Below are 17,014 nucleotides of genomic sequence, written 5' to 3' on the forward strand. Positions count from 1 at the left end.
TTATTTTAATTTATCATTATTTTGATGACGATCGTGGTCACGTTTTGTTTTATAATCTAATTTTTTGTAAAAAGCTGATTCTAAATCAACACCTGTTTGATTTGCCAAACAAAGCGCTACAAAAATAACATCTGCCAATTCTTCGCCAAGATCTTTGTTTTTATCAGATTCTTTCTCCGATTGTTCACCGTAACGACGCGCAATAATACGTGCAACTTCTCCTACCTCTTCAGTTAATTGTGCCATATTTGTTAATTCGTTAAAATAACGAACACCATGTTCTTTTATCCAATTATCAACGTCTGTTTGTGCTTGTTTAAGGCTCATCTTATTTTAAATTTTAAAAGTTAAAGGTACAAAAATAAAAAGCCAACTCGTATTTGGAGTTGGCTTTATTCGATGTTTAGAATATTTTTTATTGTTTTACCAAAATCACTTGCTGACTTTCTGCATTAATAATATTTGTTAAAAATTCTTTCAATGGTTTATAGTATTGTGCAGGTAAAATACTGTATGGAATAACTTTTTGGGCTTGAGCGATAATAAAACCATCTTTTTCAATTACTTTATATGCATATCCACCAGCTTGATCGGGCATTGTAAATTGCTTTTCAGTTGGTAAAGATTCGACTTTGTAACCTTCTGGAATTTTAATTTTAACTGTATTTGTATTCGTAGTTGGTGCACCAAACTCAATATTGTAATTACGTTGATCTAGATTTAAATTATGTTTTGTATTCGCAACAAATAAAAATGGATTGAATAATATTTTATTTCCAGCCACATCTACTTTTACATCATCAAATTTGAATTGATGACGGATTACATTTTGTTTGTTATCTTGTGTTTTAAATTCTGAAATTTCAAAATTGTAATCTTCTACAAATTCTTTTTCAAACGCTTTTGGATCATCTGCGATTTCACTTTTATCAAACATATAAAAATAATTATCACGAACATTAGAAAATAAACCTTTCAAATTTCCATCAGCTTTTAAATCTGCCGTAATTGATATTTTATCATTGGTCATAACCGAATTACGAAGAGGAACTTCTTTTATTCCTTTGTCATTTACCATAAATCCACGATCGTTAATTGCTCGAATTGGTAATAAATTAATTTGAGCATTTTTATCAGTTGCATCCATTAAATAAAATTCATTATCTATTGTTGCTCCAACAATTACATAATTCAATTTGCTACGTGAAGGAAACGAATAATTGATTAAACCATTTTGCAACGTACTCAAAACAATTGGATTTGCGTCTAATCCGGCTTTACGCAACATAGCTGTTAACATAAGATTGATATCCGCTGAATTTCCAGATTTTTCGTTAAATGCTTTTCGAATTCCTTTATCTGTATATTGACCAACATAATTATTCCAAGCGATGTTGTTTTTTACATAATCGAAAATTGCTTGAGCTTTTTTAATATTTGTAGATTTTCCAACAATTGTAGTATTTACTGTTTCATCTAAAAAGTTATTTCCATTTAATTGTCTTCCAAAATCTTCATGATCCATCAAATCTTTACCAATACGTTCCCAAGTTGTAGAAAAATTTTCTGAGGTTCTTCCTGGAACCACAAATGAAGCTAACTCAAACTGAATACTTGCTAACATATTTCTCGGATTAAGTACATAAGCTTCGCGAGAATAAGAAGGTAAATTAGTTAATGAATAGGTTTGCGTGTCAATTTTTAATTTGTGGTTACTTGATGTCGCGCCTTGATTTCCCATATTTCCCCCAAAAGATGAAACACCTCTGTTTCCAAAAGAAGTAGTTGAAAAAGTATCATCTTTAGAATTTTTTGTTAATTTTGGAGCAAATGCACCTCTCAAATCTTGTTGATAATTAAAATGTTCTTGATTTTGCATCGTGAAATTACTTGCAACCACAGGAATCGATTGTTGAAAATACCACGTATCAGTATTTCCATAGAAAGGGGAAATAATTTCGTACGTATATTCTAGGATCGATCCATTTTTTACATTAGGAAATGTAAACGTTTGTTTATCCATAAAACGATGGACTTTATCTAAGAAAATATCTTTTTTCTCAACTTTTTGTTCAACAATTTTTCCATTTTCAAGGTTATAGGTAACCGCTTTTAAAGTAATCAATTTATCTTGATCTGATCCTGAGCTTTTGTAAAGAGGAATTTCTATTTTTAAAACATCATCAGGTGTTTTATCCTTATCAAAAACAATTACTCTATAAAAAACTTTTTTTGTTTGCTCAACACCGCCTTGATTGGTATTAAAACTAACTTTATAATTTCCGTCAGCATATAAAACTTCTGCTGGAGCATCAGCTTGAATTGTACTTTTTGTTTTCTCGAAATCTTGTTTAGATAGTTTTCCAAATTTTACATCTTGTGCAAAACTCGAAACAGTTGCAACTGTCGCAACAATCGTAAATATTGTTTTCATATTAGTGTTATAATTTTTCTAAAAGTAGTTTTGTGTTGTCGTAACCCGAAATTTGTCTTCTAAATTCTACATATTCGTTGTATTTTTCTTTCGAAAAAGTTCCAGAAAATTGTTTGTAAATACGTTTTATTTCGAATGCATTATTTTCTTTCGGATTGATTTCTAATTGATATTCTCCAAAAGCAGATTTCACGGTTATAGCATCAAATTTTTGTGGTAATTTATAACCAGAAGGAAGTGTCAATGTATACGAAACTTCGTCAACATATCCTGTCTCGATGTTGAAATCAAACTTTCTATCTTTCATTTTTTTGACAGAAGTCTCTTCTTTATTCACTGGAATAATATTCAGAATGATGTTATTTCCTTGAATTTTAGCATAATTTGGTGCTGAAAACTCGAAATTTGAAGTAAAAACAGCATTTTTCCAATCATTATTAAATTCTTTCTTTTTGAATGATATTCCTTGTAAGTAAGAAAATCGATTTTTTAAACGAACATCAAGATCTTTTTCGCTTAATTGATTAAATCTTGCAAAATTCTCATAAATCAAACCTTTGGAAGTTTCAGAAAAATCAAAATTTAATGTTCCATCTGCTAAAAGTGTTGCATTTCCATTGACGAATAATTGATTATCTTCTGTTTTGAATTGTTGCGAAGGAATAATTTTTCCGCCTTTTTCATCAACAATTAATACTTTTCTATTTCCTGCAAAATCACCTAAATAATTATAAGGAGCTGTTTGACTTGTTGCTTCTAACCAAATATCTTTTCCATTTAGAGGTATATAAACAATCATGTGATTTCCTTGTTGATACATCATTTGTTCATCAATATCAATTGGATTTCCAGCAAATAATATGGTGTGATACGATTTGATATTCACTGCATCTAACATTCCAATCATATAATTAGATAAGGCTTTGCAATCGCCATAACTTTTGCTCTCAACATAAGAATTTGGAAAAGGCGAAAGTCCTCCAATTCCCAGTTGTACGCCAATATATCGAACTTTATTTTGCAAATGTTTGTACAAAATCTGAACTTTTTCTTCGTCCGATTTTGCATCTTTGACCATATTTTGAAAAGTTAATTTTTGAGATGGAGTAAAATCTAATTTTGAACGAATTAAATTATCAAAAGTCCATTTTCCGTAATCATTCCAATTGTCAAAATTTCCTTTAACACCATCGATATTAATTTGATTTGAAGCTAAAATAGCGCGAGGAAATATTTTTTGACTTCCAACCATTTGATCTTCTTCATTAAATGCCAAAACATTGTTTAATGAATAGCTCAAATTATTGTTATCTCCTGTTTTTGCAATGTCAAAACCTTTAAAATTATCTTCTTTCAATCGAATAGTTGAAGATGTTTTATTTACAAATTGATAAGACGATTTTTCGATTGATAAATTCGCTGCTCGTATAGGTGACCAACGCGGAATCCAAAGTGTATTTTTGTTCGTTGTAACAATTTTATAATGTATCGTGTAAGGATAATTTGTTGGAGTATAATTCAAATATTTTATGCGATCATCCGTGTACATTTGTCCACCTGTTACATAACTTTGGTCACCAAAATCTTTGGTCTTGAATTTTTTAATTTCTTTTCCATTTGCATCATACAAAGTTGCCTCGAATAAGTCAATTTTTGTATTTGCATCATAATTCGCTTGCGCACCAACATAATTATCGCCCGCTTTACTCAAAACCGTTACGACAACGTCTTCCGTATATTTTAATTCATCAACTTTGAGAAGTTCTATTTTTTCTTCATTTTTTCGTACAATAGCGTAAGCATCTTTTATCAAATCGGATGGAATTTGATCGACCGCATAGTTTTGAGCAAAAGAAAATGAACTAATCAAAAAAGTTGAAAAAAGTAGAGTTTGTTTCATTCAATATCTATTAATCAAGTTATTCTTTATTTTTTGAATCGATAAAAATGGTTACAGGACCATCATTCAATAATTCTACTTTCATATCTGCACCAAAAATTCCTCTTTGTACAGGTTTGAAATTTGATTCTAAAACGTTCAAAAATGTTTCATATTGTTCGTTTGCAACAGCTGGTTTTGACGCTTTGATATATGACGGACGATTTCCTTTTTTCGTAGAGGCATGTAACGTAAATTGAGAAACAACCAAAATATCTCCATTTGTTTGTTGCACATCTAAATTCATCACATCATTTTCATCATTGAAAACTCGAAGTTGAATTATTTTTTTCGAAATCCATTCAAAATCTTCCTTCGTATCATCAGGTTCAAAGCCAACCAAGGTCAAAATTCCACTTTCTATTTTTCCAGTTATTTCTCCATCCACCATTACAGAAGCATGTTGCACACGCTGTAAAATCACTCGCATAAATATTGTTTTAATCGGTATTAAATTGATTGAAATTTAAGAAATTATTAACAAATAAAAAAGCGTTACAACTCATCTTTTAGATGTGTTATAACGCTTGTTGTAATTTAAGTTTAGAAAGCAATCGCTATAGGTTTAAGTTAGTTGGTTAAAATAGATTTCCTCATCTGCAATTATCACATAATCTAGCTCATAGAGCTTCGATATTTGTTTTGCATTAATTAGTTCTTGTTCTATATTTTTTAGTTTATTTTCTTTGTTTTTAGAATTATCGAATTCAGCAGTCCACAATTTATTTGGATTTAATGGTTTCCAATTTAAATCTTCTAAATGCAATAAAAATCTTTCTTTTTGTTCCTTTGTACATTCCACAAAATCTAAAGCGATTTGTACGGATAAATTGCTCATTCAATTAATTTTAACAAAAATAAAATGAGAAGTTGAATTATTTTTACGTGAAACCGTAATTTGAAAAAATAAAAAAGCCATTTCGAAAGAAATGGCTTTTAATTATTTTTCGGTATAAATATCTTCTTCTAAAAAAGTGAGATAATTTTCGTAGCGAGAAACTGCTATTTCACCATTTTCTACTGCATCTCGAACGGCACATTTTGGCTCGTTAACATGTATACAATTATCAAATTTACAATTATGTTTTAAATCTAAAATTTCAGGAAAATAACCTTGTAATTCGGTTTTGTCGATATGAACCAAACCAAATTCTTTAATTCCAGGCGTATCGATAATAAAACCTCCAAAAGGCCATTCGTACATCTGTGCAAAAGTAGTGGTATGTTGTCCTTTGCTATTAAAATCAGAAACTTCATGCGTTTTTAAGTTTAAATCAGGATTTAAAGTATTCAACAACGTTGATTTTCCAACGCCAGAATGTCCCGAAACCAAACTCACTTTATCTTTCATTCGATTTTTTACAAGATCTAAATTTAGACCAGTTTCAGCAGAAATATCAAGACTTTCGTAACCGATAGAATTGTAAATTGATTTATAAATTTCTAACTCAGCCATTTCATCTTCCGTGTATGAATCCATTTTGTTGAATAAAATTACAACAGGAATATGATAAGCTTCGGCAGTAATCAAAAAACGGTCAATAAAACCAAACGAAGTTTTGGGATTAGAAAGCGTTACAACCAAAAAAGCAACATCAATGTTAGAGGCAATAATATGCGTTTTTTTGGATAGATTAACAGATTTTCGTATGATGTAATTTTTGCGATCATGAATTTTTGTAATGACTGCAATATCATCTTTGTCAATCTCAAACTCAACCTCATCTCCAACAGCAATTGGATTGGTATGTTTGATATTGGCTATTCTAAATTTTCCCCTAATTCTTGCCTGATAGGTTGCACCATCTTCGGTTAAAAGATGATACCAACTACCAGTAGATTTTATGACAATTCCTTTCAATATTGTTTAAATTTTTTCTTCTTTTTTTACCATAATTTGGTTTTGTTGCGCAACAGATTCTTGGTGAATTGCTTGCAATAATTTGTCAACAAAATCTTCAGATAAACCTAAAGAAACTCCTGCTTTTACAGAATTATCTTTGATTTGTTTCCAACGATCTGGCTGAAAAACTGCCACATTATGTTCTTTTTTCAATTCTCCGATAGAGTTTGCAACTTTCATACGTTGAGCAATTGCATCTAAAATAGAGTTATCTAATTCATCAATTTGATGACGTAAATTCTGAATTCCAGTTTTGTAAATTGCATCTGGATCATCAGAAACACGAATTTCTAAATCTTTTAAGATTTCTAATAAACGAGCTGGTGTTACTTGTTGAGCTGCATCAGACCAAGCTTCATCAGGATTATTGTGTGTTTCGATCATCAATCCATTGTATTCAAAGTTGAAAGCTTGCTGTGCAACATCAAATAATCCTGTTCTGTTTCCGCAAATGTGTGATGGGTCACAAATAATTGGCACGTTTGGTAATTTGTTTTTGAAATCTAATGCAATTTGCCATTGTGGATTGTTACGGTATTTTGTCTTTTTGTACGTTGAAAAACCACGGTGAATAGCACCTAAGTTTTTGATTCCTTGACCTTCTAAACGCTCCAAAGCACCAATCCATAAATCTAAATCTGGATTTACAGGATTTTTAACCAAAACTGTTTTGTCTGTATCACGTAAAGCTTCAGCAATTTCTTGTACTGTAAAAGGGTTTACCGTAGAACGAGCACCAATCCATAAAACGTCAACATCATATTCTAACGCTAATTTTGCGTGATTTGCATTGGCGATTTCAGTTGCGATTTTCATTCCGAATTCGTCTTTTACTTTTTTCAACCAGTTTAATCCGATTGCACCAACTCCTTCGAAACAATTTGGTTTAGTACGAGGCTTCCAAATTCCCGCACGGAAAACTTGCACATAATCTTTGTCCAAATCTTCAGCGATTGTCATCATTTGTTTTTCACTTTCTGCACTACAAGGTCCAGCGATGATCATTGGTTTATCGTATTCTTTTATCCAGTTATTGTTTTCCATAACATTTACAAATTTAAGATTTAATATTTATTTTATTTGAGAGTAATTATTTATTTAATATTCGACGTATGTCGTTTGTGTTTTTTAAATATTGATGAATATCTTCGGCGTCTTTTTCTTCGATCATTTTTCTGATTTTAGAAATTTGAGTTTGATAAGCATCAATAGCATTGAGTAAATTTTCTCGATTCTGAATCAAAATTGGTGTCCACATATCTGGTGAACTTTTTGCTAAACGAACCGTAGATTCGAAACCAGATCCAGCCATGTCAAAAATTGCATCTTCATTCTTTTCTTCTTCCAAAACTGTTTGTCCTAAAGCGAAAGATGTAATGTGCGAAAGATGAGAAACGTACGCAATGTGCGCATCATGCGCTTCCGAAGTCATTGTTTTAACATTCATCCAGAGCGATTGATAAATTTTTCTTACTTTTTTTACTGCTTCTTTTTCGCTTTCTTCAATATCACACAAAATCGCAACTTTGTTTAAAAACAACTCAGGAAAAGCAGCTTTTGGTCCAGAATTTTCCGTTCCTGCGATTGGGTGTGTGGCAACAAATTGTTTTCTTTTGGGATGACTTAAAACTTTTTTACAAATTCCAGCTTTTGTTGATCCCATGTCCATTACAATCGTTTTATCATTAATTTGATCTAAAATCTCTGGTAAAACTTTTTGAATTGAATTAATTGGAACCGCAATCACTACTAAATCTGATTGAGAAAGTGCTTCATTCAAAGGAGCGATTTCATCCACAATTCCTAATTCTAAAGCTTGAATTTGATGTTCAATATTTTGATCAACACCGATTATTTTTTCGGCAACACCAACTTTTTTTAATGCTAAAGCAAAAGAACCTCCGATTAATCCTAAACCGATTACTGAAATTATTTTCATGCTTCTAATCTTCTCTTTACTTCAATCAACTTCTCGACAGGTGCGCAAAGTGAAAATCTTATAAATCCTTCACCATTGCTTCCGAAAATACTTCCTGGTGTAATAAATACTTTTTTATTGTATAAAATTTCATCAATAAATTTTTTATCATCTTTTCCTTCTGGAAGCTTCGCCCAAATAAACATTCCTGCTGCATTGGGATTATATTTTACATTTAAAATATCAGCGATTTCCCAAATGATTCTTCGTCTTTCTGCGTAAATTTTTGTTAATTCATCGTACCAAGAATCATCAACTAAAAGAGCTTTTGTCGCGGCTTTTTGTATCGCAAAATTCATTCCCGAATCCATATTTGACTTTACTTTTAGAATAGAATTAATAAAACTTTCTTTTCCAATCACCATTCCTACTCGCCAACCTGCAATGTTAAAGGTTTTGCTTAATGAATTCAGTTCGATACAAACATCTTTTGCACCTTCAATTCCTAAGATGCTTGTCGGTTCATCGTTCAAAATAAAACTATACGGATTATCATTTACGATTAAGATATTGTGACGAGTTGCAAACTCTACTAATTTTCTAAGAACGTCTTTTGGGGCTTTGGCTCCGGTTGGCATATGTGGATAATTGAGCCACATAATTTTTGGTTTTTGCTCGGCTAATTTTTCTAACTGATCAAAATCTGGAAGCCAATCATTTTCATTTTTCAAATCGTAGAATAAAGGTTCTGCTTGCACTAATTCTGTAACAGATGAATAAGTTGGATATCCAGGATTTGGAATTAAAACTTTATCACCTTCATTCAAAAATGCCATCGAAATGTGCATAATTCCTTCTTTAGAGCCCATAAGTGGCAAAATTTCTGTTGAAGGATTGGCGTCTACATCAAATTTGTTTTTGTAAAAACTTGCCATTGCTTCGCGCATTTCTGGAATTCCGCGATAACTTTGATAGCCATTGATTCCGTTTCGTGAACTTTTGATTAATTCCTCGATCACATCTGGATGAGGTTGTAAATCTGGACTTCCAATTCCTAATGAAATAATAGGAATGTCGGTTTTCATGTTCGTTATTTCTTGTAATTTTTTCGAGAAATAATATTCCTGAACACTTTGTAATCGTTGGGCTTCTGCTATCATTTTTCTCCCAGTTTATATTCGCCTAATATTTCTAAATCCGTTAATTTTCGTGCAATTTTTCCAAGCAATTCATAATATTGTTCTTTTTGCTCGAACGTAATATCAATGTGGAAAGAGTATTCCCAAGGTTTTTCAATAATCGGAACAGATTGTATTTTGTCCATATTTATTCCACATTCTGCAATTTGATTTAACACGTCAACCAAAGCACCAGATTGGTGTGGAACAGAAAAACGCATCGAAACTTTATTGAAATCTTCGTAATCGTTGTGTTCGCGTTGCAATACAAAAAAGCGAGTAAAATTATCTTGAAACGTCTGAATACTCGAAGCTAAAATGTCTAATCCATAAACTTCTGCAGCTTTTCTCGACGCTATTGCTGCAACATCATTCAAATCTTGTTCTACAATATCTTTGGCTGTTAATGCGGTATCGATATCATTTACAACTCGCCATGTTGGATGTTTTTCAAAGAACTTATCACATTGTAACAATGCCATTTGGTGCGAACGAACTTCTTTTACATTTTCTAAAGTTTGCCCTTTTTTTACCATCAATTGATGTTGGATTGATAAATAAATTTCTCCAACAACTTTCAAATTATATTTCGTTAGCAATGCATAGTTTGGTAAAATTGCCCCAGCAATTGTGTTTTCAATTGCCATGATTGCTTTGTCAACTTTTTCCTTTGCAAGAGACTTTGCTAAAGTTTTGAATGTGTCGCATTCTACAATTTCGATGTTGTTTCCTAAATAATTATTGGCAGCTTCGTGATGATATGAACCAATGTAACCTTGTATTGCAACTCTTTCTTTCATTTTTTTTCACAAAAAAAGTCCCACAAATTGCGGGACCTTATATTATCTTATTATGAATGTTTACAATCAATTTTGACAACGCAGTCCCTGCTCTCCTGGATAATACCCAAAAAAGTAAAAAAAGAATGCGTTAAAATAATTGAATGTTGCCATTTCGTTTTCCTAATTATAGTACAAATCTAAAAAATAATTTTTCAGTTATCCAAATCTTTTTTGCTAATTTTATCGAAAATTTTTCATCAAATGGGAATAATCATTACTGATTTAGTAAAAAAATACGGTGAACAGGTGGCTTTAGACAAAGTTTCGTTTTCAATAGATAATGGCGAAGTTGTTGGCTTACTTGGACCAAATGGAGCAGGAAAATCTACTTTGATGAAAAGTATTACCAATGCAATAAATGCAGATTCTGGTGAAATTTCTGTGAATGATTTTAATGTTTTGACGCAACCAATTGAGTCGAAAAAGTTTATTGGATTTTTGCAAGAAAATAATCCATTGTACATGGATATGTATGTAAAAGAGTATTTGGAATTTGTAACAAATATTCGAAATGTGCCTAAATCAAAAATTGATGAAGTCATTGAAAAAGTAGGTTTATCACCAGAAAAACATAAGAAAATTCATCAATTATCTAAAGGATATAAACAGCGTGTTGGATTGGCGCAAGCGATTATTTCTAGCCCAGAAATTTTAATTTTAGATGAGCCTACAAATGGTTTGGATCCAAATCAAATTATTGAAATTAGAGAGGTAATTAAAGAAATTGGAAAAGAAAAAACGGTGATACTTTCGACACATATTATGCAAGAAGTTGAAGCGCTTTGTTCGCGTGTAATCCTCTTGAATAAAGGAAAAATTGTAGCCGATCAACCGATAGAAGAATTTAAAGGACAATATAAAAACTTGGAAGAAGCTTTTCATGTTTTAACACAATAAAAAAAAATCCGTCCATTGAGCGGATTTTTTTGTGAATTATTTCTTTTTCAAGATAAAAACTTCTTTGATTTTTTCTGGATCAACTTTATCGTTTTTCGTTGTTTTTTCAAGTTTTGCAATCAAGTGATTTACTTCTTCTTCAGAAGCTGGACCACCAAGATTTTCTCCATTTACGCGAGAATCTTCTAAAACTTTTCCAGTCGAATCTAAAATTACCCAAAAAGGCAAACCTTGATTTTTTCCTCCTAATTTCTCATTGATAGCATCTCCACCAGGAGTTTCTAAATTTTTCTTCTCTGCACGTTCTTGTACAGTAATAAATGTTTTGACATAATTCGCATCAAAATATGGTTTCACAGCTGGATCGTCCATATTTTTTTCCATCTTTTTACACCATCCGCACCAAGAAGCATGAAAAATTAAAAAGACATTTTTATTTTCAACCTTCGCTTGATTTTGAGCTTTTGTTAATATTTCTGTTGCTGTTTGCGCGTTTACGATTCCTGCGAAAGCAATTATAAAACTTACGATTAAGGCTTTTAATTTCATTGTAATAAGTATTTAAGTAAATGTAAATAAATAATTGTATTTTCAATAAAAAATTAACACTTATGAAACATTTTTTAGGATTTATCTTTTTGCTATTTCTTGTGAGTTGCGCATCCAATAATATAAAAACAATTGAAGGAAAATGGAAACAAGATTTTTTGGATTATAAATCGAAAGTGGTAGAAGTTCCTTTGACAAAGAGTGATGCGGTTATGGATGTTTCAAGAAATAAATCAAAATTAAAAATAGAATTTGATTTTCAAGATGGTTATGAAAAAGATGTGACAGATTCTGTTGTGTTTAATTTTCCTCAACTCAAATTCAGAAAAATAAATCTTGATAAAACTTCTAATTATTATGATTTAACTTATAATGCGACTTGCGATTGTTTTTATGGTGAAATGAAATCATATTCTGGAAATGTATTAAATATAAAATTGAACAGAGTTTCTTCGGTTAAATAAATTTAATGGAAATCATTATCTTTGCACAAAATTATTAGAACATCGTTCTAATATTCAATCATTAAAAAAAGAGACAACATATATGAAATGTGGAATTGTTGGATTGCCTAATGTTGGTAAATCTACTTTATTTAACTGTTTGTCGAATGCAAAGGCGCAATCGGCGAATTATCCTTTCTGTACAATTGAACCAAATGTAGGAACAGTTTCTGTACCAGATACTCGTCTAAATCAGTTAGAAGCAATTGTAAATCCAGAGCGCGTTGTGCCTGCTGTTGTAGAAATTGTAGATATTGCTGGTTTAGTAAAAGGAGCAAGTAAGGGAGAAGGTTTAGGAAATCAATTTTTAGGAAATATCCGAGAGTGTAATGCAATTATTCACGTTTTACGTTGTTTCGAAAACGAAAATATTACACATGTTGATGGTTCTATTAATCCATTGCGTGATAAAGAAACAATTGATATTGAGTTGCAATTGAAAGATTTGGATACAGTTACAAAACGTATCGATAAATCTAAAAAAGCAGCAAAAGCAGGAAATAAAGACGAACAAAAAGTTGTAGAAGTTTTAACAGCTGTAATCGCTCATTTAGAAGAGTTGAAAAATGTTCGTGAAATGGATTTGGACGAAAAAGAGCAAGAAATTGTGGATTCGTTACAATTGATTACTTCTAAACCAGTTTTGTACTTATGTAATGTAGACGAGTCTGCTGCAAAAGACGGAAACGAATGGGTAGAAAAAGTGAAAGAAGCTGTAAAAGATGAACACGCAGAAGTGTTAATTTTAGCGGCACAAATAGAAGCAGATATCAACGAGTTAGAAACGTTTGATGAGCGTCAAATTTTCTTGGAAGAATTAGGATTAGAAGAGCCAGGAGTTAATCGTTTGATTCGTTCTGCTTATACATTGTTAGATTTAGAAACATATTTCACAGCAGGTGTAAAAGAAGTTCGTGCTTGGACAATCAAAAAAGGTTCTACAGGACCACAAGCGGCAGGAGTTATTCACACTGATTTCGAGAAAGGATTTATTCGTGCAGAGGTAATCAAATTTGAGGATTTTATTACATACGGATCAGAATCTAAATGTCGTGAAGCAGGAAAATTAAACGTAGAAGGAAAAGCGTACATCGTACAAGATGGTGATATTATGCATTTCTTGTTTAATGTTTAAGATTTAAATTATATCTATATAAAAAGCTCAATCGAAAGATTGAGCTTTTATTTTTCTACAAACTTTTCAAATTTTCTAAAGCCATTAAAAGTGTTTCATCCTTTTTAGCAAAACAAAATCGGATTACTTTGTTATCTGTTTTATCATGGTAAAATGCTGAAATTGGTATTGTCGCAACTTTATTTTTGATGGTTAACTGTTTTGCAAACTCATCATCAGATAAATCACTTATTTTAGCATAATTTGCACTTACAAAATAAGTTCCTTCGCAAGGCAAAACTTCAAAATTTGTTGAAGCTAAACCTTTAACAAATAAATCTCTTTTTTGTTGAAAAAAATCATTCAAATGCAAGTAATGATCAGGTTTTTCTAAATAATCTGCAATTGCATATTGTGATGGTGTATGCGTAGAAAAAGTATTGAATTGGTGACATTTTCTAAACTCTTTCATCAATTCTTTTTCGGCTAAAATATAACCGATTTTCCAACCAGTTATGTGAAATAATTTTCCGAAAGAACCTACGATGAAAATCTTGTCTTTTACTGATTTTAATTTTGCAAAACTTTGATGCGATTTTCCATCAAATGTAATGTGCTCATAAACTTCATCTGCAAGCAAATAACAATTTGAATCTTTTAGGATTTGTTCAAATTGTTTTAAATCATTTTCGGATAAAATTTTTCCAGTTGGATTATTCGGATTATTAACGATAATCAATTTCGTTTTATCATTAATTTTTTTCTTCAATTCTTCAAAATCGATAGAATATTCAGGATATTTTAGCTGAATTGGAACAATTTTTCCTCCAAATAATTCAACCGTTGGTTGATATAAATCGTAAGCAGGTTCAAAAATAATTACTTCATCATTTGGATGAATTAATGTAGAAACAACATTAAAAATCGCTTGACTTGCACCACTCGTAATGTTAATTCCATTCTGAAAATCGTAATCAGATTGATAAAGATTAGAATATTTTTCTGAAAGTAATACACGCAATTTTTCGACGCCAGTCATTGGCGCGTACTGATTGTAATTTTGTGTTGAATAATAATTTAAACGACTAATTAATTCAGAATCTGCATTAAAGTCAGGAAAACCTTGCGCTAAATTAATCGCTTGATGTTCATTTGCCAATTGACTCATTACCGAAAAAATGGTTGTCGAAACATTGGGTAGTTTAGATTTTATCATATTGGTAAATTAGGTCGTTTTTGCTCAAAATCAAAACAATGAACCTTAATATTTTTAGGAAATTTTTTCTTATTTTTGTAAAACTCGTTTAACACTCAACAACTCAAATGTCAGAATTAGATCAACAAGTAAATTATACGGAAGACAATATCAAAACCCTTGATTGGCGCGAACATATTCGCATGCGACCTGGGATGTATATTGGGAAGCTGGGAGATGGTTCGTCTCAAGATGATGGAATTTATATTTTGTTGAAGGAGATTGTAGATAACTGTATCGATGAATTTGTGATGGGTGCAGGAAAAACAATCGAAATTAATCTGCGCGAAGATGAGGTAACGGTTCGTGATTATGGACGTGGAATTCCGCTTGGAAAAATGGTTGACGCCGTTTCTAAGATGAATACAGGTGGTAAATATGATTCACAAGCTTTCAAAAAATCGGTTGGTTTAAATGGTGTTGGTACAAAAGCTGTAAATGCGTTGTCAACATCGTTTCGAGTGCAATCTATTCGAGATGGAAAAACACGTATTGCAGAGTTTGAGCAAGGGATTTTAGCAAATCAAGAAGATGAAAAAGAAACATCTTTACGAAAAGGAACTAAAATTACATTTATCCCAGATAAATCGATTTTCTTGAATTTTAAATTCAGAAAAGAATATGTAGACAAAATGTTGAAAAACTATGTTTACTTAAATCCAGGATTGAAAATTATTTTCAATGGAGAAGAATTCTTTTCGAAAGACGGATTGAAAGATTTATTGAATGATAATATCGAGGAAGAAACAATTTATGATATCATCCATTTGAAAGGAGAAGATATCGAAATTGCGATGACGCACAGCTCGAAATCATATTCGGAAACGTATTATTCTTTTGTGAATGGTCAAAATACAACGCAAGGAGGAACACATTTAACAGCTTTTAAAGAGGCTGTTGTGAAAACTGTTCGCGAATTTTATAATAAAAATTATGATCCTGCGGATATTAGAAAATCAATTATTGGAGCAATTTCGATCAAAGTAATTGAGCCAGTTTTTGAATCGCAAACAAAAACTAAACTTGGTTCGAATGAAATTGGACCAGGAATGACAACGGTTCGCACGTTTGTAAATGATTTTATCAAAACGAATCTTGACAACTTTTTACATAAAAATACAGAAGTTGCGCAAGCATTAGAACGCAAGATTAAACAATCAGAAACGGAACGAAAAGAGCTTTCTGGAATTCGAAAATTAGCGCGTGATCGCGCCAAAAAAGTTAGTTTACATAACAAGAAATTGCGCGATTGTCGTCAACATTATAATGATCCGAAAGCTGAATTACGTTTAGATACAACTATTTTTATTACCGAGGGAGATTCGGCAAGTGGATCGATTACCAAAAGTAGAAGTGTAGAAACGCAAGCGGTTTTTAGTTTGAGAGGAAAACCGTTGAATTCATACGGTTTGACAAAGAAAATTGTTTATGAAAACGAAGAATTTAATCTTTTACAAGCGGCATTAAACATCGAAGAAGGATTAGAAGATTTACGTTACAATAATGTTGTAATTGCAACTGATGCTGACGTCGATGGAATGCACATTCGTTTGTTGATTATTACATTTTTCTTACAATTTTTCCCAGAATTGATCAAAGAGGGACATTTGTATATTTTGCAAACACCACTTTTTCGTGTGAGAAACAAGAAGGAAACACGTTATTGTTATTCTGAACCAGAACGTATAAAAGCGTTGGAAGAAGTTAAAAATCCAGAGATTACACGATTCAAAGGATTAGGTGAAATTTCGCCAGATGAGTTCAAACATTTTATCGGAAAAGATATTCGTTTAGAACCAGTAATGATTGGAAAAGATCAAACCATCGAAAGTCTTTTAGAATTTTACATGGGAAAAAATACACCAACAAGACAAGAATTTATTATTAACAATTTGGCTGTAGAAGCTATTAAAAATTAGAATATTTTATAAAAAACTTACTTTCTATCTAACCTAAACACCTATTTTATAAATATGAAGAAGAATAATAAAAATGTGATACAGCTCTTTAAAATGCTAAATTTCACCATCGTTATTTTAATCATTCTAAACCTTATTATGTATGCTGGTATTTTACCTTACAAGTATCACATAATACCACCTTATGTTGTTGCAATTTTTATAGCGTTGTTTATTTATGTAAGCTATAAAAGTGGAAATCAATTTTTTGCGATAGACACAAAAGGTGAAACCATAACTTTTGAAACGAAGAATGTTGGATTTTTATCCTTCTTAGATTCAAAAACGAACAAAATCGATTTACCGAAGTATAAATTGATCAAATACGATTTTCAGAAAGGAATTCTTTCAAAAAACGTTGTCTTTTATATTAACAGTAAAAAGAATCCTACCAATTTAACAAAAGTCAAATTTCGTTTAGCATTCATTTCTAACCGAAATATTAATATTATTTTGACTGAATTAGACAAAATTGTGGAGTCTAATTGTATGGTCAAAAACAATGTAGAAGTAGCTATTTAACA

The 17,014-nt window shown here is 31.3% G+C and carries 17 protein-coding genes; 5 read left to right on the forward strand and 12 right to left on the reverse strand.

What is annotated here, in order from left to right; genetic code table 11:
* The 10 genes from ACTS9J_RS02025 to ACTS9J_RS02070 all read right to left on the reverse strand — a co-directional run bounded on the left by ACTS9J_RS02025 (position 1) and on the right by ACTS9J_RS02070 (position 10,172).
* The gene (locus ACTS9J_RS02025; protein WP_038333238.1) at positions 1-327 is read right to left on the reverse strand and encodes a nucleotide pyrophosphohydrolase; all 327 of its coding nucleotides are present in this window, start codon (positions 325-327) and stop codon (positions 1-3) included.
* Positions 328-415: 88 nt separating this feature from the next.
* On the reverse strand, positions 416-2,434 hold the full coding sequence (locus tag ACTS9J_RS02030; RefSeq protein ID WP_416410063.1) for a DUF3857 domain-containing protein: 2,019 nt from the start codon (positions 2,432-2,434) through the stop codon (positions 416-418).
* A gap of 7 nt (positions 2,435-2,441) precedes the next feature.
* Positions 2,442-4,334 carry a DUF3857 domain-containing protein gene (locus ACTS9J_RS02035; protein ID WP_038333234.1) on the reverse strand — a complete coding sequence of 631 codons (1,893 nt, stop codon included), beginning with the start codon at positions 4,332-4,334 and terminating at the stop codon, positions 2,442-2,444.
* A 19-nt stretch (positions 4,335-4,353) separates the two neighbouring features.
* Complete coding sequence (dtd, locus tag ACTS9J_RS02040) at positions 4,354-4,803, reverse strand: D-aminoacyl-tRNA deacylase (RefSeq protein WP_038333231.1); 450 nt, start codon at positions 4,801-4,803, stop codon at positions 4,354-4,356.
* 135 nt (positions 4,804-4,938) lie between these two features.
* A complete protein-coding gene (locus tag ACTS9J_RS02045; RefSeq protein WP_038333228.1) occupies positions 4,939-5,211 on the reverse strand; it encodes a hypothetical protein in 273 nt (90 codons plus the stop codon).
* A gap of 102 nt (positions 5,212-5,313) precedes the next feature.
* A complete protein-coding gene (rsgA, locus tag ACTS9J_RS02050) occupies positions 5,314-6,234 on the reverse strand; it encodes a ribosome small subunit-dependent GTPase A (RefSeq protein WP_286494951.1) in 921 nt (306 codons plus the stop codon).
* Between the two features lie 6 nt (positions 6,235-6,240).
* Complete coding sequence (locus tag ACTS9J_RS02055; protein ID WP_115002148.1) at positions 6,241-7,320, reverse strand: bifunctional 3-deoxy-7-phosphoheptulonate synthase/chorismate mutase type II; 1,080 nt, start codon at positions 7,318-7,320, stop codon at positions 6,241-6,243.
* 46 nt (positions 7,321-7,366) lie between these two features.
* A complete protein-coding gene (locus tag ACTS9J_RS02060; protein ID WP_286494950.1) occupies positions 7,367-8,215 on the reverse strand; it encodes a prephenate dehydrogenase in 849 nt (282 codons plus the stop codon).
* Positions 8,212-9,354, reverse strand: coding sequence for a pyridoxal phosphate-dependent aminotransferase (locus tag ACTS9J_RS02065; protein ID WP_448352780.1), 1,143 nt, complete (start codon positions 9,352-9,354; stop codon positions 8,212-8,214). The genes ACTS9J_RS02060 and ACTS9J_RS02065 overlap by 4 nt, the downstream gene beginning before the upstream one ends.
* The gene (locus ACTS9J_RS02070; protein WP_448352781.1) at positions 9,351-10,172 is read right to left on the reverse strand and encodes a prephenate dehydratase; all 822 of its coding nucleotides are present in this window, start codon (positions 10,170-10,172) and stop codon (positions 9,351-9,353) included. The genes ACTS9J_RS02065 and ACTS9J_RS02070 overlap by 4 nt, the downstream gene beginning before the upstream one ends.
* A gap of 243 nt (positions 10,173-10,415) precedes the next feature.
* On the opposite strand from ACTS9J_RS02070, the gene ACTS9J_RS02075 reads away from it, so the two are divergent.
* Positions 10,416-11,111: an ATP-binding cassette domain-containing protein gene (locus ACTS9J_RS02075; RefSeq protein ID WP_221854406.1), complete on the forward strand. Its 696-nt coding sequence runs from the start codon at positions 10,416-10,418 to the stop codon at positions 11,109-11,111.
* Between the two features lie 36 nt (positions 11,112-11,147).
* On the opposite strand, the gene ACTS9J_RS02080 is transcribed toward ACTS9J_RS02075, so the two are convergent.
* Positions 11,148-11,660 carry a thioredoxin family protein gene (locus ACTS9J_RS02080; protein ID WP_448352782.1) on the reverse strand — a complete coding sequence of 171 codons (513 nt, stop codon included), beginning with the start codon at positions 11,658-11,660 and terminating at the stop codon, positions 11,148-11,150.
* 62 nt (positions 11,661-11,722) lie between these two features.
* On the opposite strand from ACTS9J_RS02080, the gene ACTS9J_RS02085 reads away from it, so the two are divergent.
* Positions 11,723-12,124, forward strand: coding sequence for a hypothetical protein (locus ACTS9J_RS02085; protein WP_219034023.1), 402 nt, complete (start codon positions 11,723-11,725; stop codon positions 12,122-12,124).
* An 82-nt stretch (positions 12,125-12,206) separates the two neighbouring features.
* On the forward strand, positions 12,207-13,298 hold the full coding sequence (ychF, locus tag ACTS9J_RS02090; protein ID WP_125348936.1) for a redox-regulated ATPase YchF: 1,092 nt from the start codon (positions 12,207-12,209) through the stop codon (positions 13,296-13,298).
* A gap of 55 nt (positions 13,299-13,353) precedes the next feature.
* On the opposite strand, the gene ACTS9J_RS02095 is transcribed toward ychF, so the two are convergent.
* The gene (locus ACTS9J_RS02095) at positions 13,354-14,493 is read right to left on the reverse strand and encodes a methionine aminotransferase (RefSeq protein ID WP_416410066.1); all 1,140 of its coding nucleotides are present in this window, start codon (positions 14,491-14,493) and stop codon (positions 13,354-13,356) included.
* 107 nt (positions 14,494-14,600) lie between these two features.
* On the opposite strand from ACTS9J_RS02095, the gene ACTS9J_RS02100 reads away from it, so the two are divergent.
* Together ACTS9J_RS02100 and ACTS9J_RS02105 are read left to right on the forward strand one after the other, a co-directional pair.
* The gene (locus ACTS9J_RS02100; RefSeq protein ID WP_125348938.1) at positions 14,601-16,451 is read left to right on the forward strand and encodes a DNA topoisomerase IV subunit B; all 1,851 of its coding nucleotides are present in this window, start codon (positions 14,601-14,603) and stop codon (positions 16,449-16,451) included.
* 93 nt (positions 16,452-16,544) lie between these two features.
* A complete protein-coding gene (locus tag ACTS9J_RS02105) occupies positions 16,545-17,012 on the forward strand; it encodes a hypothetical protein (RefSeq protein ID WP_221854409.1) in 468 nt (155 codons plus the stop codon).
* Positions 17,013-17,014 lie beyond the last annotated feature (2 nt).

It is taken from the genome of Empedobacter sp. ULE_I140 (assembly GCF_053482575.1).